Origin of the sequence: Vibrio sp. SBT000027, assembly GCF_963894355.1 — a bacterium.
Lineage (GTDB): Bacteria > Pseudomonadota > Gammaproteobacteria > Enterobacterales > Vibrionaceae > Vibrio > Vibrio splendidus.
On sequence record NZ_CAWQGD010000004.1, the window covers coordinates 961,734 to 984,219 of the forward strand.

Consider the following 22,486-nt stretch of genomic DNA (forward strand, 5'->3'; position numbering starts at 1 on the left):
GCGATCAGTCATTACAAAAAGTTTTTGGTTTGAAGTTAGGGCGTGTTGATCTTTCGAGCTGGTTTTTGCAGCGAGTTGCTGGGTATTTATACAAGGCAGAGGCTTTGATGTGTAGCTAGCCTACATGAGAAGCCGATAACGTAGTAGAAATGACCAGCAAACGCTGCCCGAAGGGTTCGGCTAAAAGCGTTTTACTCTTTGTTGAGGGAGATTTGCTTAGAATGACTAGGCTACTTCTCCCTCGCCGCGATTAAAACGCTTTTATCTCGAACAAAATTTAACCACGAAAGGTCAACGCGCCCTAAAATCTACTTTACGAGACTTTTGCTGATTAAGGTACTTTCGAGATATAATTAGCGCAATTTTTTCGGTTTTGATGAATCTTTGCGCACTTGATGGGCTAAAAAGCAGCAAAGCCAGATAAAACACAATAAATTCGAATGTGGAAGGTCGATTTTAAACGAGTTTCCGCGTATAAATGTTCCTTTGCTCTGTTGTGTGGAATGACCACTGACAGCTTGGAAACTAGTAAATAATTAAGAGATTGGGAAATTCATTATGCGTACCCATTACTGTGGTAACCTGAACAAGTCCCTGGCGGGACAAACTGTAGAATTGTGCGGCTGGGTAAACCGTCGCCGTGATTTAGGCGGTCTTATCTTTATCGATATGCGAGATCGTGAAGGCGTCGTTCAGGTTGTTGTCGATCCAGATATGAAAGATATCTTCCCGATCGCTAACCAACTGCGTAATGAATTCTGTATCAAATTTACTGGTGAAGTACGTGTTCGTCCTGACAGCCAAGTAAATAAAGATATGGCGACGGGTGAAGTTGAGCTTTACGCAACTGGCCTTGAGATCATCAACCGTTCAGAAGCGCTTCCACTAGATTTCAATCAAACGAACTCTGAAGAACAGCGCCTAAAGTACCGTTATATCGATCTTCGTCGTCCAGAAATGAGCGATCGTATTAAGCTTCGTGCACGTGCTTCTAGCTTCGTTCGTCGTTTCCTAGACGAGAACCTATTCCTAGACATCGAAACACCAGTACTAACGAAAGCGACACCTGAAGGCGCTCGTGATTACCTAGTACCAAGCCGTGTTCACAAAGGTAGCTTCTACGCACTTCCTCAATCTCCTCAGCTGTTCAAGCAATTGCTGATGATGTCTGGTTTTGACCGTTACTATCAAATAGTTAAATGTTTCCGTGATGAAGATTTACGTGCTGACCGTCAGCCTGAATTTACTCAAATCGATATCGAAACATCGTTCATGTCTTCTCAAGAAGTGCGTAACATCACTGAGAAGCTAGTTCACGATATGTGGAAAGAGCTTCTAGATGTTGAACTGGGCCAATTCCCAGTTATGCCTTTCTCTGAAGCGATTCGTCGTTTCGGTTCTGATAAGCCAGATCTACGTAACCCACTAGAACTAGTAGACGTTGCTGACTTACTGAAAGATGTAGAGTTCAAAGTATTCTCTGGCCCTGCGAACGATGAAAAAGGTCGCGTAGCAGTAATCCGTGTACCGGGTGGCGCTAAGCTGACTCGTAAGCAAATCGACGGTTACGCAGAGCACGTAGGTATCTACGGCGCGAAAGGTCTAGCTTGGATGAAGGTTAACGACCGTGCTGCTGGCATGGAAGGAATCCAATCTCCAGTTGCTAAGTTCCTAAACGAAGACGTAATCAACGGTCTTCTTGAGCGCACTCAAGCTGAATCTGGCGATATCATCCTATTTGGTGCAGATAAAGCGAACATCGTTGCTGAAGCAATGGGCGCACTTCGTATCAAGCTAGGTGATGACTTAGAGCTAACAGACAAGAAAGCGTGGGCTCCTCTTTGGGTTATTGATTTCCCAATGTTCGAAGAAGATGGTGAAGGCAACCTTCACGCAATGCACCACCCATTCACATCACCACTTGGCGTGAGCGCGGAAGAGCTAAAAGCAAATCCAGCTGCAGCTAACTCTGATGCATACGACATGGTAATCAACGGCTACGAAGTAGGTGGCGGTTCTGTACGTATTCACAGCGCAGAAATGCAAACGGCTGTATTCGGTATCTTAGGTATCGAAGCTAAAGAGCAACAAGAGAAATTCGGTTTCCTACTTGAAGCACTTAAGTACGGTACGCCACCACACGCAGGTCTAGCATTCGGTCTTGACCGTTTAGCAATGCTTCTTTGTGGTACAGAGAACATCCGTGACGTTATCGCATTCCCGAAAACAACAGCTGCAGCATGTCTATTAACAGACGCGCCGAGCCTAGCAAACCCAGCATCACTGGAAGAGCTAGCAATCGCTGTTAACTTAGCGAAGAAAGAAGACTAATCAAACGATTAAGCTCGACTTTCTAATCAAGCAGTGAGTTTTCGATAGAGCTTAAGTCTTAGATAGCACTTAAGCTTTCAACAAAACTTAGTTTTTGATAGAATTTTTTCTTTCGCAGAACAACGAAATGCCCGTTAATTTGACGGGCATTTTTTTTTGCGTTCGATATACTAAGCTCATAAAGCATGTATAAATAATCAGTATTTGAAGTTATGTCTATTATCTTAGGGATTGACCCTGGTTCTCGTATTACCGGCTATGGCGTGATTCGTCAAAATGGTCGCCATCTATATTACTTAGGTAGCGGTTGTATTCGCACCTCTGAAAAAGAACTGCCAGGCCGACTCAAACAAATCTACGCCGGCGTGAGCGAAATCATCACTCAGTTTCAGCCTGACGTATTCGCGATCGAACAAGTGTTCATGGCGAAGAATGCCGATTCAGCACTTAAACTTGGTCAAGCTCGTGGCAGTGCGATTGTAGCAGCGGTGAATGCAGATTTACCTGTACATGAATATGCGGCTCGTTTGATCAAACAAGCGGTGACTGGTAATGGTGGCGCTGATAAGTCTATGGTTCAGAATATGGTGATGAGCATGCTCAAACTACCCGCTAAGCCACAAGCCGATGCAGCCGATGCTCTAGGCGTAGCGATCACTCACGCTAACACCAATAAAACCTTGGTCGCACTTGCAGGCAAAGCAACAGGAGCAAGAAAAGGGCGTTACCGTTAAATCTAATTCTATTGTTAGTTCCTAATTCTGCCTTTTAAACTTATTCTATTGATGAGCCTCACGCCCTGTTTGGCTCATATCAAAACAATACACCTCTAAATCCTTGATGAAATGAGATCTTTCGAACATAACCCAGATAATAACATTGCGTATCATTTAACATGTTATTAACATTGGTCGGAGGTCTTACAAGTTAATCAAGGATGATCACTGATGAACCCAATCAAGCTGTGGCGCGCGCTGTTTCTACCTAAAAACAATGGGTGGAGTAACAACGAAGTCAGACAAGCCGATATCTTATTACTCTTCACTTTTATCGCATTCTTCGTGGGTGTCTATAGCTTAATCAAGTGGACTAAGCACGAAGAGCAACTTCTGATCGCCACATCTGTATTTCTTATCGTATTCGAACTGATCTCTGCACTGCTACTTCGTGTGACGAGTAAGCCGAGCCTTGCACTTAACTTTGGTTTTGTCGGCATGGCTGTCCACGCGTTGAACATCATTTATCAAAGCGGTGGGGTTGTGGCTTCCACTCAAGCTTATTGGGTGCCTTTGTTAGTGGTCGCTTTTTTCTTATCAGGAACACGAATTGTGGCTTTGGTATGGAGTGGACTGGTTATCGGTGTTTCATTAGTGATGACCTCAGCACATCTCAATGGATTTGCATTTCCCCAGCTTGAGCTAACCCCTGATGCGTTAGTGGTAGAAACTTGGTCCGGTGTGATTATGCCGCTGGTGGTGATCTGTATTGCTCAAGCCTTTACAGCTAAGCAAAAAGAGGTGGCCATCGAAATGGCAGAGGATGCGATTTCAGAAAGCCAACATGTTGCCAATCAAGCGACGCAAAGTGAAGGTCGGTTGTCTATCGTGCTCGACCAAGCTAATTCGAATTCAGAGAGTCTACAAGGTGTTTCGGTTCATTTAGATCAGCAGTCACAAGACTTGCATGCTCAAGTCGAAGTGTTGAATGTCAATTGTGAATCTCAAGCGAGCGCTGCAGAAGAGATGAGTCAACAACTCCATCAAATGACTCAAGGCATTGAAGAATCCAATTCATTCGTAGGTGAACTGAAAGAACGCAGCGAAGCGGTGGGAACCAAAGCGCAAAAGAGCTCAGAGTCACTAGAAGCTTCAACCGATGCGATCAGTCAAATCATTCAAAGTAATCAAGAAATCATGAAGGTCGCTGATTTGATCACTTCGGTTGCTGAGCAAACCAATCTGTTAGCACTTAACGCGGCAATCGAAGCGGCTCGAGCAGGTGAGCAAGGAAGAGGCTTTGCTGTGGTAGCTGATCAGGTAAGAGAGCTATCGGCGAAAAGCAGTCATTCGGCGATAGAGATTCGAACTTTGTTAGATCGCAGTAAAGAAGAAGTTGAACACGGCAGAGCAATCATCGAAACCACGGCGAGCGAGATGAACGGTATTATCTCTGAGGTGCAAACCATATCAACAGATGTTAATCAGCTCACCAATATTATGGCAATGCAGATGAATTCGCTAAAAGAGCTCGATCTCGCCAGTTCAGAAGTCGCCCAAAGTGTGGCGGAAACTAAATCGGTGTCAGGCTTAGTCGCGAATTATGGTTCTGAGCTAACGGGTCATGTGACTTCGGTTAAAGAATTGGTCGCGAGCTTGAACAGCGTGGTCTCGCAAGCCAAACAAGCCTAAATAATTCACTTCAAAAAACACAAAGAACTGGATAAGTATCCAGTTCTTTTATATTCTGTCCTTCAAATTAAATTCCATCAAGAGAGTGAATTGTGATCGGACGTCTCCGCGGTACATTAATAGAAAAACAGCCACCAGAATTATTGATTGAAGTCAGTGGTGTTGGTTATGAAGTTCAAATGCCAATGAGCTGTTTTTATGAGTTACCAAACGTAGGCGAAGAAGCAATTATCTACACTCATTTTGTGGTACGTGAAGATGCTCAGCTACTTTATGGTTTTAACACCGTTAAAGAGCGTGCCTTGTTCCGTGAAGTGATTAAAGCGAATGGTGTCGGTCCTAAACTTGGTCTTGGGATTCTTTCAGGCATGACTGCTAGCCAATTCGTTCAGAGCGTTGAACGTGAAGATATCTCTACGCTGGTTAAACTGCCGGGTGTTGGTAAGAAAACGGCAGAACGTCTTGTTGTTGAAATGAAAGACCGCTTGAAAGGGTGGGGAGCAGGTGATCTGTTTACGCCTGCAACGGATGCTGCGCCAATGGACTCGATGCCAGCGGTTCACGATGCTGAAGAAGAAGCCGTAAGCGCATTACTTGCGTTGGGTTATAAACCGACGCAAGCCTCTAAAGTTGTTGCTCAAGTGGCTAAAGATGGCATGACCAGCGAACAATTGATTCGCGAAGCACTGAAGTCGATGGTTTAATACCTCATATACTTGTTCTATAAAATAGACTCATTCACTTTGCCTGTACGCAGAGTTAGGAATAACAGAATTTATGATTGAAGCCGATCGCCTGATTGCACCGGATAATCCGGTCTTTAAAGATGAAGATGTTATCGACCGTGCAATACGTCCAAAGGCGCTAGCCGACTATCAAGGTCAGGACCACGTTCGTAACCAGATGGAGATTTTCATTCAAGCAGCCCAAATGCGAAATGAAGCTCTGGATCATCTGTTGATTTTTGGCCCTCCCGGTTTAGGTAAAACCACGTTGGCGAACATTGTTGCCAATGAAATGGATGTGAGCATCCGCACGACTTCAGGTCCAGTTTTAGAAAAAGCGGGCGATTTAGCCGCGCTATTAACTAACCTCGAAGAAAACGATGTGCTTTTCATTGATGAGATCCACCGCTTAAGCCCTGTGGTTGAAGAGGTTCTGTATCCAGCAATGGAAGATTACCAACTGGATATCATGATTGGTGAAGGCCCTGCGGCTCGCTCTATCAAGATTGACCTTCCTCCATTTACTTTGATTGGTGCAACCACTCGTGCTGGCTCACTGACATCGCCATTACGTGACCGTTTTGGTATTACTCAGCGTCTTGAGTACTACAAGGTTGAAGACCTTCAAAATATCGTTCAGCGCAGTGCAGATTGCCTTGGACTTTCATTGGAGTCGGATGGGGCATTAGAAATTGCTCGTCGTGCTCGTGGTACACCGCGTATCGCGAACCGTTTATTACGCCGTGTACGAGATTACGCGGAAGTGAAAGCCGACGGACATATTTGCCCAGACGTAGCGGATAAGGCACTCAATATGTTGGACGTTGATGCCAAAGGCTTTGACTACATGGACAGAAAGCTTCTACTTGCGATTATGGAGAAGTTTGGTGGTGGTCCGGTCGGTATCGACAACATGGCAGCTGCGATTGGTGAAGAAAAAGATACGATTGAAGATGTATTGGAACCGTATTTGATTCAGCAGGGTTATCTGCAAAGAACACCAAGAGGTCGAATTGCTACCGACAGAGCGTATTTACACTTCGGAATAGACAAGCCCTCAAATCGTTAACTTATTCATTTCTAAAGATCCCAGTTGCATAAGCGCTGGGATTTTTTGGTTTTTATTGAATAACAACTCTTTGAGCAAATCGATAAAAAGGCTAAATAGAGAAATTCAAAAATGGAAACTTTGATTTCAAGTTTGATTTAGCTAACAAAAAATGAAATAAACTGTCATATCTTTTGTTAATACTTTATAGGTAGTTGTAATTTGGATGTTGAAGTGGTGCTGAGCTTTTGTCACAGATATCATGCGCGGTTATTAACAACGCTAAAATTGGTGTGATTTTAATCATGATTGTTTAAAAATAACTCTAATTTGCTTGAATAAAATTGATACAAATCAACGCAGACTTCTCCTATAAACCTTTTGAAACATACTGATTTTACCAGTAATATTAGCGCCAGCTATATTAGCTCATGCTTAACAATAATCTAACTATAACGGTACGTTTTTGCTACAAATTTCAATTTGTAATAACAATTATATAAATTGTTTTAACATGGATATTTGCGGTGAATAATCACACAAGTGTCATTCAGCCGACACAAAGGAGTTACCATGATTGATGTTGTTGATCTGTCGCGATTGCAGTTTGCATTTACAGCGATGTATCACTTCTTATTTGTTCCACTGACCTTAGGTATGGCATTTCTTCTTGCCATTATGGAGTCAGTATATGTAATGACTGGCAAACAAATTTACAAGGACATGACCAAGTTCTGGGGTAAATTGTTTGGTATTAACTTTGCTCTTGGTGTAGCGACAGGCTTAACCATGGAGTTTCAGTTTGGTACGAACTGGTCTTACTATTCTCACTACGTTGGAGACATCTTCGGTGCTCCGCTAGCTATTGAAGCGCTTGTTGCATTCTTCCTAGAGTCTACTTTTGTTGGTCTTTTCTTCTTCGGTTGGGACAGATTGTCAAAGCGTCAGCACTTAGCGGTAACGTGGTTAGTAGCACTTGGCTCTAACTTCTCAGCGCTTTGGATCTTGGTAGCGAACGGCTGGATGCAAAACCCAGTGGGTGCGGAATTTAACTTTGAAACCATGCGTATGGAAATGGTGAGCTTCGCTGAAGTTGTACTAAACCCAGTAGCGCAAGTTAAATTCGTACACACAGTGGCGTCTGGTTACACAACGGGTGCTATGTTCATCCTTGGTATCAGCTCATACTACATTCTTAAAGGTCGTGACCTTGCCTTTGCTCGTCGCTCTTTTGCGATTGCAGCATCTTTCGGTATGGCGGCGATCCTGTCAGTAATCGTGCTAGGTGATGAATCTGGTTACGAGCTTGGTGAAGTTCAAAAAGTGAAGCTCGCTGCGGTAGAAGCAGAGTGGCACACTGAAGAAGCTCCAGCAGCATTTACTGTTTTTGGTATTCCAAACCAAGAAACAATGAATACTGACTACGCAATTAAAATCCCTTACGTAATGGGTATCATCGCAACGCGTTCGCTTGATACTGAAGTAACGGGCCTGCGTGACTTACGTGATGATCACGTTGATCGTATCCGCACTGGTATGTACGCATACGAGCTGCTTGAAAAGCTACGTTCAGGTGACAAGTCTGAAGAAAACATTGCAGCGTTCGACGAAGTGAAAGGTGACCTAGGTTACGGTCTGCTTCTTAAGCGCTACACAGACGACGTTGTTGACGCAACAGAAGATCAAATCCAAATGGCTGCGGATGATTCTATCCCAACAGTTTGGCCTTTATTCTGGTCATTCCGTCTGATGGTTGCTTGTGGCTTCATCATGTTGTTTGTATTCGGTGCGGCGTTTGTTCAAACGTGTCGTCAGAAGATCGAACAGAAACCATGGATACTTAAAGCGGCGCTATTCTCAATCCCACTACCTTGGATTGCGATCGAAGCGGGTTGGTTCGTTGCTGAATTTGGTCGTCAACCATGGGCGGTTGGTGAAATCCTACCGGTTAACGTGGCTGCATCAGCACTAACTATTGAACAGCTTTGGACTTCACTATTCGCTATTCTGGCACTGTACACAGTGTTCTTGATTGCTGAAGTTTACCTAATGCTGAAATTCGCACGTAAAGGTCCAAGTAGCTTAAAGACAGGCCGTTACCACTTCGAACAAAACGATAACTCTGTTGAAGACAAAGTTAGCCGTTCAGTCGAAGTATAAGTGAGGGAATATTATGTTTGATTACGAAAGCTTACGACTTATTTGGTGGGTATTGATCGGTGTTCTACTGGTTGGTTTCGCCGTAACTGATGGCTTCGATATGGGTGTTGCAGCCCTTTCACCTGTTATCGGTAAGAGCGACACTGAACGTCGTATTATGCTAAACACGATTGCCCCTCACTGGGATGGTAACCAAGTTTGGCTTATCACTGCGGGTGGTGCATTGTTTGCTGCATGGCCACTGGTTTACGCGACATCTTTCTCTGGTTTCTACTTCGCAATGTATGCGACGTTAGCAGCGCTTTGGTTACGACCACTTGCTCTTGATTACCGTTCTAAGATTGAAGATCCAAAATGGCGTAAGACTTGGGACTACGCACTTTGCTTTAGTGGCACAGTTCCACCAATCATTTTCGGTGTGGCATTTGGTAACCTATTACAAGGTGTTCCATTCGAACTGAACGAATTCATGATGTCTAAGTACCATGGTACGTTCTTCGCTCTGCTAAACCCGTTTGCATTGCTTTGTGGTGTGTTGGCTCTGATGTTGTTCGTGATGCAAGGTGCAACATGGCTTCAAATGAAGACAACAGAAGAGCTGCACAGTCGCGCTCGTAACGTTGCTCAGATCACTGGCCTAATTGCTATAGCTCTATTCGTTATTGGCGGCTTCTGGGTTCAATCAATCGAAGGCTATGTAATTACAAGCACTATCGATACGTTTGCTGATTCAAACCCACTAAACAAAGAAGTATCACTTCAAGTTGGTGCTTGGATGACAAACTTCGAAACGTATCCAGCAATGTGGGCTGCACCGATTCTTGGTGTAGCAATGCCACTGCTTGCTGTGATTGCATCTCGCTTTGAGCGTGGTGGTTTCGCATTCTTGTTCTCAAGCCTATCTAACGCTGGTGTTATTTTAACGGCTGGTTTTGCAATGTTCCCATTCGTAATGCCATCTAGCCTGAACCCTAGCCATAGTTTGACTATGTGGGATTCAACAGCAAGTGAGCTAACGCTTGGTCTTATGACTGGAGTTGCGGCGGTAATGGTTCCTGTGATTCTGGGCTACACGACTTGGACATACTACAAAATGTTTGGTCGTCTAGATAAGAAACACATCGAAGATAATGACGTTTCAGCTTACTAAGCTAGAAGTTAAATAACTTAGGAGAAATTTTATGTGGTATTTCGCATGGATTTTGGGTGTACTTCTAGCATGTGCATTCGGCATCATCAATGCTCTTTGGCTTGAGCATTCAGAAATGATGGATAAAGACAGTGAGTAATCTCGCAGAGCAAGTTGCTAAATTGCATCAACCAATGGATAAGACTCTGTTAAGAGCTTTATCCCTAATATTGGGTTTCATGCATGTTGGTTTAGTAATGTGGGATCCTGAAACGTATGCGGCAAGCATCGGTGGCTTTAACGCTATCATTGGGCCTATGTTCATCTGGGCTGTATGCTCGAGCATGGTTTATGGTATCGGTTTTAAGCCAAGAGCTTGGATGTGGCAGTTATTATTCAGCCCTTACGTTTCACTCACGATTTTGCTCTATCTAACCGTGCTGCGCCTTATCTAAATGGGGTTGTGGACTAGGTTTATAACAAAGTAAACCTAGGTAGTTGTTGGGTTTTTAGCCAAAAAGAGGTCATCTTATACAGATGGCCTTTTTTTTCGTCTTTCAAATCAAATAAATCACTGCCATATACTTTTAATGATAAAGAGTTAGGTTATAGTGAGATCTTTATCGTTTTGGGTTGTGGTAGCAAATTGCAGGGATTATCTAAGCCATTTACTTGGCCTGTGACAGTGTATTACGAAGACACCGATGCTGGTGGGGTGGTATATCATGCCAACTATCTTAAGTTCTTTGAGCGCGCTCGAACTGAGATGTTGCGCTCAATTGGCGTCTCTCAGCAAGTCCTGTTAGAACAAAATATCGGTTTCGTAGTCCGACATATGGACATTGATTTTATTCAAGGTGCGCGACTTGATGATTCTTTACAAGTCATTACAAATATTTACGAGTTGAAGCGAGCTACCTTGGTCTTCTGTCAAGAGATCGTAAATCCTGATGGCAAGGCATTGTGTAAAGCAATGGTTAAGGTAGCATGTATCGATAATCAAAAAATGAAACCCAAAGCAATGCCAACATTTATTCTCACGGAGCTAACGAATAGTGACTGCTGAAATCTCAATCTTAGGCCTAATATTAGAAGCTAGCTTACTAGTTAAGATGGTCATGCTGATTCTTATGGGCATGTCTGTTGTTTCTTGGGCAATGATCATAAAAAGAAGTAAAGTATTATCTCAAGCTTCTAAACAAACAGAAGTCTTTGAAGACAAATTTTGGTCTGGCGTTGATCTTGCTAAATTGTACCAAGAGAGCAATAAACGCAAAGACGAGCTTTCTGGTACTGAAGAAATCTTCTACGCAGGCTTCACCGAATTTGCTCGCCTTCGTAAATCTAATGCCACTTCTCCTGATTTCATTATGGAAGGCACTGGTCGTGCAATGCGCGTTGCGGTTGCCCGTGAAGTGGATGAGCTAGAAACCAATTTACCTTTCCTAGCGACCGTCGGTTCTATCAGTCCTTATATCGGCCTTTTTGGTACGGTCTGGGGCATCATGCACTCATTCATCGCACTAGGCGAAGTGAAGCAGGCGACACTCGCTATGGTTGCACCTGGTATTGCAGAAGCTCTGATTGCAACAGCAATGGGTCTATTTGCTGCTATTCCTGCTGTTATGGCTTACAACCGCTTCAGTAGCCGAGTAGGTAAACTCGAACATAACTACGCGACTTTCTCTGAAGAGTTCCACAGCATTCTTCACCGTCAAGCGATGGCTGGCAGGGAATAATAGATGGCTGGATACCAACCTAAAAAACGCAAAATGACGGCAGAGATTAACGTTGTACCTTACATCGACGTTATGCTGGTTTTGCTGATTATTTTTATGGTGACCTCACCATTCGTCACACAAGGTGTGGATGTTGAATTGCCAAAGGCTTCAACGGCTAAGTCAGCTCAAGATTTGCTGGGTGACGAGAACGCGAGCTTCATTGTCGTTGAAGTGAACAAAGACGGTGAGCTTGGCTTGAGCGTTAATGATGAAGAGGTTCAACGAGGCCTGTCAATTGAAGACATTATTGTTCGGGTTAAAGCGGAATTGTCTCTTAAGCCAAACTCTCCAGTGGCGGTTGGTGGTGATGCCGCAACGCCTTACGCTGAAGTGGTTTTATTACTTGATGAATTAAGCCGTGCAGGTGTGCCAAAGGTTGGCCTATTAACGGATATAAGGGAATAGCTCCGTAGCATTCATGAAAGCGAATAATAAGAAATCCAATAATTTTAGATCACCGCTTCTTATCTCTCTTGGGCTGCACGTCATCTTATTCGTTGCGCTTATTTGGGGGGCGGATTTCACGATGTCGGAACCGAAGCCTACTGGGCAGATGGTTCAAGCCGTGGTGATTGATCCTCAGTTGGTTCGCCAACAAGCTCAACAGATTCGTCAACAAAGAGAAGCGGCGAGTAAGAAAGAGCAAGAGCGTCTAGATAAACTAAGACGTGAAAGCGAACGACTTGAAAAAAATCGTAAAGCTGAAGAAGAGAACATTCGAAAGCTGAAAGAAAAGCAAGCCAAAGAAGCGAAAGCCGCTCGCGAAGCTGAAAAGCGTCGAGTTGAGAATGAAAAACAACGTAAAGTTGAAGAGGCTCGTTTAAAGCAAGAACAAAAGAAAGCCGCTAAAGCAGAAGCTGATCGTAAATTGAAAGAAGCAGCGGTTGTGAAAGCGGAAAAAGAGCGAAAAGCCAAAGAAGTGGCGATAGCTAAAGCTGAACAAGAACGCGTGGCAAAAGAAAAGGCCGCGAAAGAAGCTGCAGATAAAGCTCGTAAAGAAAAAGAAGCCGCTGAACGTGCTGAAAAGCAACGTATAGCGAAAGAGAAAGAAGCGGCAGCCGCAGCGGAGAAAGCGCGCAAAGCAAAAGAAGCTGCAGCAAAAGCTGAAAAAGAGCGTAAACAGCAAGAAGCAGCATTGAACGACATCTTTGCTGGACTGGAGACTGAATCGACTCAAAACTCTTCAGCAAGACAACAGTTTATTAGTGATGAAGCACAGCGTTACGGCGCTATTTATACCCAGCTGATTCAGCAGAACCTGTTGTTAGAAGACAGCTATAGAGGGCGCTCATGTCGAGTGAACCTTAAGCTGATTCCAACGGGCTCTAACGCGATATTGGGTAGCTTAAGTATCTTAGATGGCGATAGCCGTTTATGTGCAGCAACCAAGCGTGCAGTGGCACAAGTGCAATCTTACCCGTTGCCGAAAGACCCAGACATTGTGAAATCACTGAAAGACATTAACTTAACTGTATCACCAGAGTAAAAGGACGAACTTGTGTTAAAGAAACTATTACTGAGTTTTGTTTTCTTAATAGCTACAAGCAGCCAGTTTGCACACGCGGCACTGGAGCTGGTTATTACAGACGGTATTAACTCCGCAAGACCTATCGCTATTGTCCCTTTCCGTTGGGAAGGTGCAGAGCCATTGCCACACGATGTATCAGCGGTTATTGCTTCTGACTTACAACGCAGTGGTAAATTCAGCCCAGTAGCAACAAGCAAAATGCCCCAGACGCCTTACAGCGAAAGTGAGGTGGATTTTGATGCTTGGACTAACTTAGGCGTTGATTCATTGCTTACTGGCAGCATTACTAAAAATGCTGAAGGCCAATATGTAGTCAACTATCAACTGATCGACATCGTTCGTGGTCAACTGACCAAAGGACAAAGCCGTGCGTTAAGTGATGAGGGCCAACTGGTACTTTCTAAAGACCACGTGTTGTTCAATAAGAAAGCGACAGTTCCTGGTAAACGCTTGAGAGAGTACGCACACCGTATTTCTGATTTAGTTTATGAAGAACTGACTGGCGAGAAAGGTGCGTTCTTAACACGTATCTCTTATGTGGTAGTGAACGACAAAGATAAATACCCATACCAACTTCGTGTTGCTGACTACGATGGTTTTAACGAGCGCTTGGTACTTCGTTCTAAGCAACCTCTAATGTCACCGGCATGGTCACCAGATGGCAAAAAGCTTGCTTATGTGAGTTTCCAAAATGGCCAAGCTGAAATATTCATCATGAATATTTACACGGGAGAGCGTGAGAAAGTAACGTCATACCCTCGTCATAATGGTGCGCCAAGATTCTCGCCAGATGGTAAAACATTGGCATTGGTATTGTCTAAAACAGGCAGCCTTCAGGTGTACACACTTGACCTTGCTAGCCGTAAGCTGACTCAAATTACTCGTGGCCGTTCTAATAACACTGAACCATTCTGGCACCCAGATGGCAAGTCTCTTATTTTCACATCGGATCGTGGTGGTAAACCACAGATTTATAATGTAAATTTGTCCAATAATTCGACTTCTCGTATTACTTGGCAAGGTAGCCAAAACTTAGGTGGCCAGATCACCCCTGATGGTCGATTCCTAATCATGGTCAATCGCAGTAATTCAGGCTTCAACTTGGCTAAGCAAGATTTGGAAACCGGTGCGGTTCAGGTGCTAACAAAGACATTGTTAGATGAATCTCCAAGTATTGCGCCAAATGGAGGTATGGTTATCTATAGCTCTATTTACAACAAAACAAACGTATTATCGATGGTTTCTATCGATGGCCGTTTCAAAGCTAGATTACCGGCAACCAACGGACGTGTAAGAGCGCCTGCATGGTCACCGTTCCTCTAGTTAAAGTGATATATTCTTTTAGCTATTGATAGTGTTAACTATTGTGGCAATTAACTATCTATAGCACTTAGTCGCTGTAGAAACTAAGTTTGATAACGTAAGGAAAAAAAGATGCAACTTAACAAAGTTCTTAAAGGCTTGATGATTGCACTACCAGTGATGGCAGTAACGGCATGTAGCTCAACTGATGAAGCAACATCTGCAACTTCAGGTACTGAAAGCAACCAAACAACTTCAGGTTCAGAAGGCAACGTAGACACAACTGTTGTAACGCCAATTGATGCTAACGCTCAACTGTCTGAGCAAGAGCTTAAAGAGCAAGCGCTACGCGAAACTCAAACAATCTACTTTGCATTCGATAACTCTACTATCGCTGGCGACTACGAAGAAATTCTAGCAGCTCACGCAGCTTACCTAAGCAACAACGTTGACATGAACGTTACTATCGAAGGTCACGCTGACGAACGCGGTACTCCTGAGTACAACATCGCACTTGGCGAGCGTCGTGCACAAGCTGTAGCGAAATACCTACAAGCTCTAGGTGTTCAAGCAGACCAAATCTCTATCGTAAGCTACGGTGAAGAGAAGCCACTTCTTCTAGGTCAATCTGAAGATGTGTACGCTAAAAACCGTCGCGCAGTACTAGTTTACTAATTTTAGTAGACTATATAATTGAGGAATTGCCTCATGTTCAGTAACACAAAGCGAGTCATTTTGCTTTCGTTACTGGCAAGTGCAGCGAACACTACGTTCGCTGCACCAGCTCCAGTATCCGATCTCAATAGCACCGCAACCAATTCATCATCTTCCTCTCGAGCAGTATCTGCATCTAACGAATCAGATATTGAGCGTTTAGAGCGCCTGCTTCAAAATCGCAATCTCGTTCAGCTTCAAATGCAACAGCAAATCGACGACATGGCACTGGAGATCAGTGAACTTCGTGGTGAGCTGGAACGAAACAGCTACGATATGAAGCAAATGCTAGAGCGCCAACGCGAACTGTTCATTGAACTGGATCGTGTGAGAGGCGAGGTGAAAGCAGCAGGAACAGCAACAGTAGCAGTAGCGGCGAGCGAAGGCTCTAAAGACGCTTCTGGTACGTTCAGTACTGATGTGGATGAGCAAACCGCTTATCAAAATGCTGTAGATATGATTCTAAAGCAACGAGACTACACGGGTGCTATCGCAGCATTTCAAAAGTTTCAAAAAGACTTCCCAGATTCAACCTTCACACCTAACTCACACTACTGGTTAGGTCAGCTTTATTTTGCTAAGAAGCAAGATAAAGAAGCCGTGAAGAGCTTTGCCGCTGTTGTGTCATACAAAGACTCAAATAAGCGAGCAGATGCACTGGTTAAGCTTGGTGACATAGCTGCACGCAACAACAATGCGGCGCAAGCTAAGAAATATTACCAACAAGTCGTTACCGAGTACCCAAACAGTGCTTCGGCTAAAGTGGCTAAAACCCACTTGTAAAACAAAATAGGGGTGCTCAGGTACCTCTTTTTTATACCTGATCACTCCCGTTTGGTGTCTACTTATCTTCTTTATGATGCCAACACATCGCCTTGTTTATGCGTTTTAAGCATTAGCTAGTCACTACTTGCAACCAATCCTTTTTGATCCTCATCGCTGTCCTGTGTAGAATACTCTAATCCTCGGAAGAAGTTGCGTAGAGCAAGAGCAATGAGTCATATACTAGATAAAATCGATACAGTTTACCCGTTTCCGCCTAAGCCAGTTCCATTGAGCGACGCTCAGAAACAGGCCCACATCGCAAACATCAAAAAACTACTTCAAGAAAAAGATGCAGTTCTAATTGCACACTACTACACCGATCCTGAAATTCAGGCTCTGGCAGAAGAAACTGGTGGTTTCGTTGGCGATTCATTAGAAATGGCTAAGTTTGGTAACCGTCATTCAGCAAGCACTTTGATCATCGCTGGTGTTCGTTTTATGGGTGAGTCTGCAAAGATCCTTACCCCTGAAAAACGCATTTTAATGCCAACGCTTGAAGCTGAATGTTCACTTGATCTTGGCTGTCCTGCGGATAAGTTTACAGAATTTTGTGATGCTCACCCCGATCACACAGTGGTTGTATACGCGAACACCTCTGCGGCTGTTAAAGCACGTGCAGATTGGGTCGTTACGTCGAGCATCGCTTTAGAAATTGTTGAAAGCTTAGATGCTGAAGGCAAACCCATTATTTGGGGGCCAGACCGCCACCTAGGTTCTTACATTGCAAATCAAACTGGCGCTGACATGTTGCTTTGGCAAGGTGAGTGTATCGTTCATGATGAGTTCTCAGCTGATGCTCTGAAGAAAATGAAATCGGTCTACCCAGAAGCCGCTATTTTGGTTCACCCAGAATCACCAGCAAGTGTTGTTGAACTGGCTGATGCTGTGGGTTCAACAAGCCAACTGATCAAGAAAGCGAAAGAGCTGCCTCATCCACAGATGATTGTCGCGACTGACAAAGGTATTTTCTTCAAGATGCAGCAATTGGTTCCTGAAAAAGAGCTGATTGAGGCGCCGACTGCGGGTGCTGGTGCAACTTGTCGCAGCTGCGCACACTGTCCTTGGATGGCTATGAATGGCCTTGAAGCGATTGAAAATGCACTTGAGCATGGTGGTGAGCAACACGAAATCTTCGTTTCTGACGAATTACGCGTTAAGTCTCTTATTCCATTGAACCGTATGCTAGATTTTGCAGAGCAGTTAAATGTGCAGGTAAAAGGTAACGCGTAAGCCGTTCTTTTATCTAACGTGTGAAAAACCAGCCAATAGTGCTGGTTTTTTTGTACCTGAGTATAGGGCGACCATATCAATCTTGTGGTCATGTATCTTTTTCTGATGATACATCTTGTTGATATCGCGTATTTTTTCTAGCATGTAACTAAGAGAAATGGATTGAGGCTCGAATGATAATCTGGTTACAACTCAAACGCTGGATCAAAGCAAACATCTTTGTTTTGAATGGCAAAAACTTACTGTTCACTTTTCTTGGCTACATAGTTCTATCGTGGTCGATGCTTTATTTGGCGGGTGAAACAGATTTAACCAGTTCGGTTACCGTATTTGCTTACTACTTGGTGGTGACGGCTTCTACAGTTGGTTATGGTGATTTGTCACCGACCACGGCTGCGGGGCAGTGGATAGTCATTCTATTTGTGATTCCGGGTGGACTCAGCCTTTTTGCCGCATTACTCGGTAAAGTGGCAACAGAAGGTGTTGAATATTGGCGAGCGGGCTTGTTAGGGAAAAGGAGAGTTAGAGTGGACAACCACATTTTGATGTTGGGATGGAATGAACAAAGAACTATTCACCTCATCCGCATGCTGCAACACGAAGAAACGGGTAAGCGACCAATCGTATTATGTACTCGTTCAGATATCGAAAACCCGTTACCCGGTGAAATCAATTTCGTCAAAGTAAACAGCTACACCGATGGAAAAGAGATGGAGAAAACGGGTATTGAGTCTGCGAGTTGCATCCTGATTGATAACCCAGAAGACGACATCACCCTGTCTGCAGCACTTTACTGTGCTAACCGAAACCCGAAAGCTCACTTACTGGTTTATTTTAAAGATGAAGCGCTGAGCGACCTGCTACATAAACATTGCCCTAACTCAGAGTGTATTCCTGCTGTGGGTGCGGAAATGCTGGCCAAAGCTGCTGTCGACCCTGGTTCTAGTGCGCTTCACCAAGAGCTATTAAGTTCCACAAGAGGCATGACACAGTATTCAACGTACTTCCCTGAAAATGCTGAGTCTGTCACCGTTGCGCCTATTTTCTCTGTATTCAAAGAGAAGTATCAAGCAACGTTGATCGCGATTGATACGGGTAGTGGTATTGAACTTAACCCAGAACTCGATCAAGTGGTCAGCAGCGGTACTAAACTATTTTATATCGCCGACGAGCGAATTGATGACTTCGATTGGAAAGGCTTCTAGAGCTACTATTTTAATCTCGTCCAACAACGAAAAAAGGCCTCATTGTGAGGCCTTTTGGGTATGTATACAGCTAACTTTATTGAGCTTCAGCCAGTGCAATACCACGCTGCGTTAATCCGCAAAGCATTACAGGAACAGCGTTAAAGATCTCTTCAAATTGCTCTAGGCCTTCGATGCCTTGCTCTGCAAGTGTCGCAATTGACGTTTCTGGGTCGTAAAGCATGCTCAGTGAAAGCAACACACCGCCCACGAGTGCGTTGTCTTCGCTCTCTTCAGGCATCAATGTTTCCCAGTCATCACGGGCGATCTGCCAGCCTTGAAGTAAGCCTTCACAGAAATCGCGAGCAGCGGTATTCACCACTTCTGCATCATCCAATTGGCAAGCTTCAGGCCAAACCCACGTTCCTTCAATTAGTTCAGGACGTGTTTTATTCCAAAGCGTGATGATAACTTCAATGTAGCTCTCTAGCTGCTCACCATCCGTAAAAGGCGCGACTTCTTCGCCACCCCATAAGAACGGTAGCCACTCATGAGGGGTTAACACATTAGGTGCCGCAGCCATTGCAGTGACAAATCCCATTGTTTTGTGTTCTGTGATTAGCTTTCCTTCCAACTCTGGAAGCGCAAGAATATCTTGTAAAGTCAAAGTGAGGTACCGTAAAAGGGAACATATTTGCGCTTATAGTACCAATGAACTTGTGCCAATCAAGCTTCAATCTAAAAAGGCTTGATGTCATGGATGATAAACTCTAGGTTTAACAGAAAAGAAAACAATAAAAGAATTATGCAGATACGGTCGTCTTTAAAGAAAAAAAGTATGGTAGCGCTTGGGTTATACCTTGCGATGTTTATTGCCATTGTCGGTAGTGTGACGTATTACGTCGTAGAATCCCCTGTGCGCGCCAAATTACAACAAAACCTCGACTTGCGTACGCAACTTTTATCCGCATTGATTACAGAGCCGCTCAGCAGCTCTCAAGGCTTTGTTGATAGTCTAGTTGGCTTTGCTCAAGCGCATCGTAACGGTGATGATGTTATTCCGCTCTTTAAATTCATGTTGGCGGCGAGCGACGATACGATCGTCAGTGCTGGAATTTGGCCTGAACCTTATGCGCTTGACCCTAAAAAGCTTCTTAACAGCCACTTTTTCAATAAAGCCGACGATGGAAAAATTGATCAGCTGTTTTCTTATAACAATCCTAAAAATACCCCTTATCAAGAAGAGTATTGGTACACCTCTGTAGTCAACAAAGAACAAGGAACGATCTCTTGGAGCGATGTCTATATCGACCCATACACACACGTTCGAATGATTACGGCGTCTTCCCCTTATTATTACGACGGCATTTTTGCAGGTGTTGCCACGGTGGATCTCTCGCTCGAAGAGCTGCTTGGCTTTATTAAGAACCACGCCGAAGAATACAATCTTGGCATTATGCTCAGAGATAAACTCAATCAAGTGTTAGTTTCGCATAACTTCAATCTCGTTGAAGGGATCTACATCAGTAGCAATCAATTTGGTGATTTCGGTTGGCAAGTGGATGTAGTTAATTCTAAGTCACGTGTAGCAGACGAAGTATTTCGTCAGGTGATGAGTATTGAGGGCGGTATTGTTCCGCTATTGCTACTTTGTGTGATGGCGGGCTATTACTTATTGAACCGTTATTTGATTAGTCCAATTACAACGATTGCCGCACAGCTAGATAGCTCGAAAGCAGGCGAAATCATAGATGTTGACTACTCAAGTGAAGACGAAATTGGTCACTTGATTAAAACGTTCAACGAAAAGACCATTTATCTTGAAGCGGAAAAGGTTAAAGCTCAGGCATCCACCAATGCAAAAACCGCTTTCCTTGCGACCCTGTCACATGAAATTCGTACCCCTATGAATGGGGTATTGGGTACTGCTCAGATCCTATTAAAAACGCCTCTAAATTCTGAACAAGAGAAGCATCTTAAGAGTTTGTATGAGTCAGGTGATCACATGATGACCTTACTTAACGAGATCTTAGACTTTTCGAAGATCGAGCAGGGAAGGTTGGATCTTGATGAGACTCGCTTCCCACTCGATTCGATCATCGGCAGTATCAACAGTGTCTACTACACACTCTCTTCAGAGAAAGGGCTGCAATTCAAAGTGTATTCTGAGGTGCCTTCTGGTCGTTGGTACTTCTCAGATAAAGCACGTCTACGACAAATCTTGTTTAATCTTTTGAACAACGCGGTGAAGTTTACTTCCAGAGGCTTTGTCGAGGTGTACTTGAAAGAAGTCATAGAGGGGAGTGACACCTATCTTAGTATTCGAGTTCGCGACACCGGAATTGGTATTTCTAAGGAAGCTCAAAAGCGTATTTTCAAACCTTTCGAACAAGCGGAGTCTTCCACAACAAGGCGTTTTGGCGGCACAGGCCTTGGCTTAGCGATAGTGAAGAAAATTGCCCAACTCATGGATGGCAGTATTACCGTCACCAGTGAAGAAGGGATAGGCACGAGTTTTGATGTTCGCTTGAAGATTCAGCCATGCCAGCCTGGCGAGATAGAGAGCTTGCCACATAAGAAGTTGGACTACTCAGGCTTAAAAGTATTGATTGTCGAGGATAACCGAACGAATACGGTGATCATTGAAACCTTCATGAGCAGCAAAGGTTTCACTTGTAAGAGCGTCGAAAATGGTGAACTTGCAATACAAGCCGTGGTTGCTGAGCCCTTTGATTTGGTACTCATGGATAATCATATGCCTGTGATGGATGGCGTTGAATCAACCACTGCGATTCGTGCTTTGATAGGTGATGTGTCATCGGTACTGGTATTTGGTTGTACGGCTGATGTCTTTAAAGAGACTCGCGAACGTATGCTGGGGGCGGGTGTGGACTACATTATCGCTAAGCCGATTGATGAGCGTGAACTGGATGATGCCTTGTTCCGCTATTCAAATAAGCTTTACCAATACCATGAAGCAAAAGCGGATGCTCTCGAAAGCCAAGATGTAAAAAAACACGACTCGAAAAGTAAAAGCGAGTCACTGCCTAAACCTGATCTGCGAAATAAAGATAACACCGAAGAGCTATTGGTGACGCTGTATGTGGCGCTAGAAGACAACAACCTAGAACTGATTCAATTTGCACTAGAGAGTCTACGTGCCCACGTTGAACCTATGAACAACGCTGAACTTACTGAACAAGTCGATAAAGCGCTAGAGCAGGTTTCTTTAGGAGCACCACCTACACAAGATGTCATTAATATCATTACCGTAAATCTACCGATGGCTTAAATGTTGTTTAATTACGGTAAGTAAATGACGAATTGTCTAATATTTGACCTTGGTTTGATTTTTTGGTGGAAGCTACTGCTTTTGAAGAGGTTTTTAGTTGTTAATTTACAACTTGATTTTTAATTTGGAATGTATGACTGCTAATCTTATGATTTAATAGCGACATTATCTGGTAAGGTGTAAATACACCTTGTTTATATGTTACTAATTCACTCAATAGGCAGTGATATATTTTAGGTTTGGCGTCGATGAAGTCTCGTGGTCCATTTTGTATTCGAAACGCAGCTGCGGATACATTTGCTATGGTCGTTTTCTGTTTTATTTCAGGCATGATCGTAGAAGTGTTTATTTCTGGTATGACATTTGAGCAGTCTCTCGCTTCTCGAACGTTATCTATCCCAGTGAACATTGCTATTGCTTGGCCTTATGGTCTTTTTCGTGATTGGTTTTTACGTAATGGTGCAAAGCTTTCACAAAGTTCGTTGATGAAGAATATTTCTGACCTTTTAGCTTACGTGTTGTTCCAGTCGCCTGTGTATGCCGGTATTTTATTGGCGGTGGGTGCTTCAAGCGACCAGATCGTTACGGCTGTCACCAGTAATGCGGTTATCTCGTGTGGTATGGGCGTACTTTATGGCTACTTCCTAGATATGTGCCGTAAATGGTTTCGAGTTCCGGGCTACTATCAACAAGCTTAAGAAAAGCAACAAGCGTAAGTGCAGCGAAAGAATGAAATTTGGTTTGTTTTTGATCTAATGAGTTAATTTGTAATCGAACAAACTGAAAAAGGCACTTTTTTTGACAAAGCCCCTTGACCAAAGCAAGCAGA

Annotated in this window: 21 protein-coding genes; 20 read left to right on the forward strand and 1 reads right to left on the reverse strand. The window is 43.8% G+C overall.

Annotated elements, in window-relative coordinates; genetic code table 11:
- Positions 1-558: 558 nt before the first annotated feature.
- The 18 genes from aspS (at position 559) to AACU28_RS14280 (ending at position 18,386) form a co-directional block, all read left to right on the forward strand.
- On the forward strand, positions 559-2,331 hold the full coding sequence (gene aspS / locus AACU28_RS14195) for an aspartate--tRNA ligase (RefSeq protein ID WP_121603096.1): 1,773 nt from the start codon (positions 559-561) through the stop codon (positions 2,329-2,331).
- A gap of 212 nt (positions 2,332-2,543) precedes the next feature.
- On the forward strand, positions 2,544-3,065 hold the full coding sequence (ruvC, locus tag AACU28_RS14200) for a crossover junction endodeoxyribonuclease RuvC (RefSeq protein ID WP_004736470.1): 522 nt from the start codon (positions 2,544-2,546) through the stop codon (positions 3,063-3,065).
- A gap of 213 nt (positions 3,066-3,278) precedes the next feature.
- Entirely contained in the window at positions 3,279-4,739 is a 1,461-nt protein-coding gene (locus AACU28_RS14205; protein ID WP_017111037.1) for a methyl-accepting chemotaxis protein, read from the forward strand.
- Between the two features lie 92 nt (positions 4,740-4,831).
- Positions 4,832-5,443, forward strand: coding sequence for a Holliday junction branch migration protein RuvA (ruvA, locus tag AACU28_RS14210; protein ID WP_017111036.1), 612 nt, complete (start codon positions 4,832-4,834; stop codon positions 5,441-5,443).
- Between the two features lie 73 nt (positions 5,444-5,516).
- The gene (gene ruvB / locus AACU28_RS14215; protein WP_017105751.1) at positions 5,517-6,533 is read left to right on the forward strand and encodes a Holliday junction branch migration DNA helicase RuvB; all 1,017 of its coding nucleotides are present in this window, start codon (positions 5,517-5,519) and stop codon (positions 6,531-6,533) included.
- A 552-nt stretch (positions 6,534-7,085) separates the two neighbouring features.
- Complete coding sequence (gene cydA / locus AACU28_RS14220) at positions 7,086-8,672, forward strand: cytochrome ubiquinol oxidase subunit I (protein WP_029223557.1); 1,587 nt, start codon at positions 7,086-7,088, stop codon at positions 8,670-8,672.
- Positions 8,673-8,685: 13 nt separating this feature from the next.
- A complete protein-coding gene (gene cydB / locus AACU28_RS14225) occupies positions 8,686-9,822 on the forward strand; it encodes a cytochrome d ubiquinol oxidase subunit II (RefSeq protein WP_017111035.1) in 1,137 nt (378 codons plus the stop codon).
- Between the two features lie 31 nt (positions 9,823-9,853).
- Complete coding sequence (cydX, locus tag AACU28_RS14230; protein WP_000270284.1) at positions 9,854-9,961, forward strand: cytochrome bd-I oxidase subunit CydX; 108 nt, start codon at positions 9,854-9,856, stop codon at positions 9,959-9,961.
- Positions 9,954-10,256: a cyd operon protein YbgE gene (ybgE, locus tag AACU28_RS14235; protein ID WP_017111034.1), complete on the forward strand. Its 303-nt coding sequence runs from the start codon at positions 9,954-9,956 to the stop codon at positions 10,254-10,256. Before cydX ends, ybgE begins: the two co-directional genes overlap by 8 nt.
- A 173-nt stretch (positions 10,257-10,429) precedes the next feature.
- Positions 10,430-10,867 (forward strand): tol-pal system-associated acyl-CoA thioesterase, encoded by a 438-nt coding sequence (gene ybgC, locus AACU28_RS14240; RefSeq protein WP_017105747.1) that lies wholly within the window; start codon positions 10,430-10,432, stop codon positions 10,865-10,867.
- A complete protein-coding gene (gene tolQ, locus AACU28_RS14245; protein ID WP_017111033.1) occupies positions 10,857-11,540 on the forward strand; it encodes a protein TolQ in 684 nt (227 codons plus the stop codon). The genes ybgC and tolQ overlap by 11 nt, the downstream gene beginning before the upstream one ends.
- A gap of 3 nt (positions 11,541-11,543) precedes the next feature.
- Positions 11,544-11,987, forward strand: coding sequence for a protein TolR (gene tolR, locus AACU28_RS14250; RefSeq protein ID WP_121603097.1), 444 nt, complete (start codon positions 11,544-11,546; stop codon positions 11,985-11,987).
- 13 nt (positions 11,988-12,000) lie between these two features.
- Positions 12,001-13,068: a cell envelope integrity protein TolA gene (gene tolA, locus AACU28_RS14255; RefSeq protein WP_017089570.1), complete on the forward strand. Its 1,068-nt coding sequence runs from the start codon at positions 12,001-12,003 to the stop codon at positions 13,066-13,068.
- A 12-nt stretch (positions 13,069-13,080) separates the two neighbouring features.
- Positions 13,081-14,433 (forward strand): Tol-Pal system beta propeller repeat protein TolB, encoded by a 1,353-nt coding sequence (gene tolB / locus AACU28_RS14260; protein WP_017083928.1) that lies wholly within the window; start codon positions 13,081-13,083, stop codon positions 14,431-14,433.
- Between the two features lie 111 nt (positions 14,434-14,544).
- On the forward strand, positions 14,545-15,087 hold the full coding sequence (pal, locus tag AACU28_RS14265) for a peptidoglycan-associated lipoprotein Pal (protein WP_004736484.1): 543 nt from the start codon (positions 14,545-14,547) through the stop codon (positions 15,085-15,087).
- 33 nt (positions 15,088-15,120) lie between these two features.
- A complete protein-coding gene (gene ybgF / locus AACU28_RS14270; protein ID WP_121603098.1) occupies positions 15,121-15,909 on the forward strand; it encodes a tol-pal system protein YbgF in 789 nt (262 codons plus the stop codon).
- Between the two features lie 210 nt (positions 15,910-16,119).
- Positions 16,120-17,181 (forward strand): quinolinate synthase NadA, encoded by a 1,062-nt coding sequence (gene nadA, locus AACU28_RS14275; protein WP_004736488.1) that lies wholly within the window; start codon positions 16,120-16,122, stop codon positions 17,179-17,181.
- 173 nt (positions 17,182-17,354) lie between these two features.
- A complete protein-coding gene (locus AACU28_RS14280; protein ID WP_102548634.1) occupies positions 17,355-18,386 on the forward strand; it encodes a potassium channel protein in 1,032 nt (343 codons plus the stop codon).
- Between the two features lie 76 nt (positions 18,387-18,462).
- Here AACU28_RS14280 and AACU28_RS14285 read toward each other — a convergent pair whose 3' ends face one another.
- The gene (locus tag AACU28_RS14285) at positions 18,463-19,032 is read right to left on the reverse strand and encodes a UPF0149 family protein (RefSeq protein ID WP_017083925.1); all 570 of its coding nucleotides are present in this window, start codon (positions 19,030-19,032) and stop codon (positions 18,463-18,465) included.
- 138 nt (positions 19,033-19,170) lie between these two features.
- Here AACU28_RS14285 and AACU28_RS14290 point away from each other — a divergent pair, with 138 nt between their 5' ends.
- Together AACU28_RS14290 and AACU28_RS14295 are read left to right on the forward strand one after the other, a co-directional pair.
- The gene (locus AACU28_RS14290; protein ID WP_445329571.1) at positions 19,171-21,657 is read left to right on the forward strand and encodes an ATP-binding protein; all 2,487 of its coding nucleotides are present in this window, start codon (positions 19,171-19,173) and stop codon (positions 21,655-21,657) included.
- Between the two features lie 248 nt (positions 21,658-21,905).
- The gene (locus AACU28_RS14295; RefSeq protein ID WP_004736492.1) at positions 21,906-22,355 is read left to right on the forward strand and encodes an L-alanine exporter AlaE; all 450 of its coding nucleotides are present in this window, start codon (positions 21,906-21,908) and stop codon (positions 22,353-22,355) included.
- The last annotated feature ends 131 nt before the right edge of the window (positions 22,356-22,486 follow it).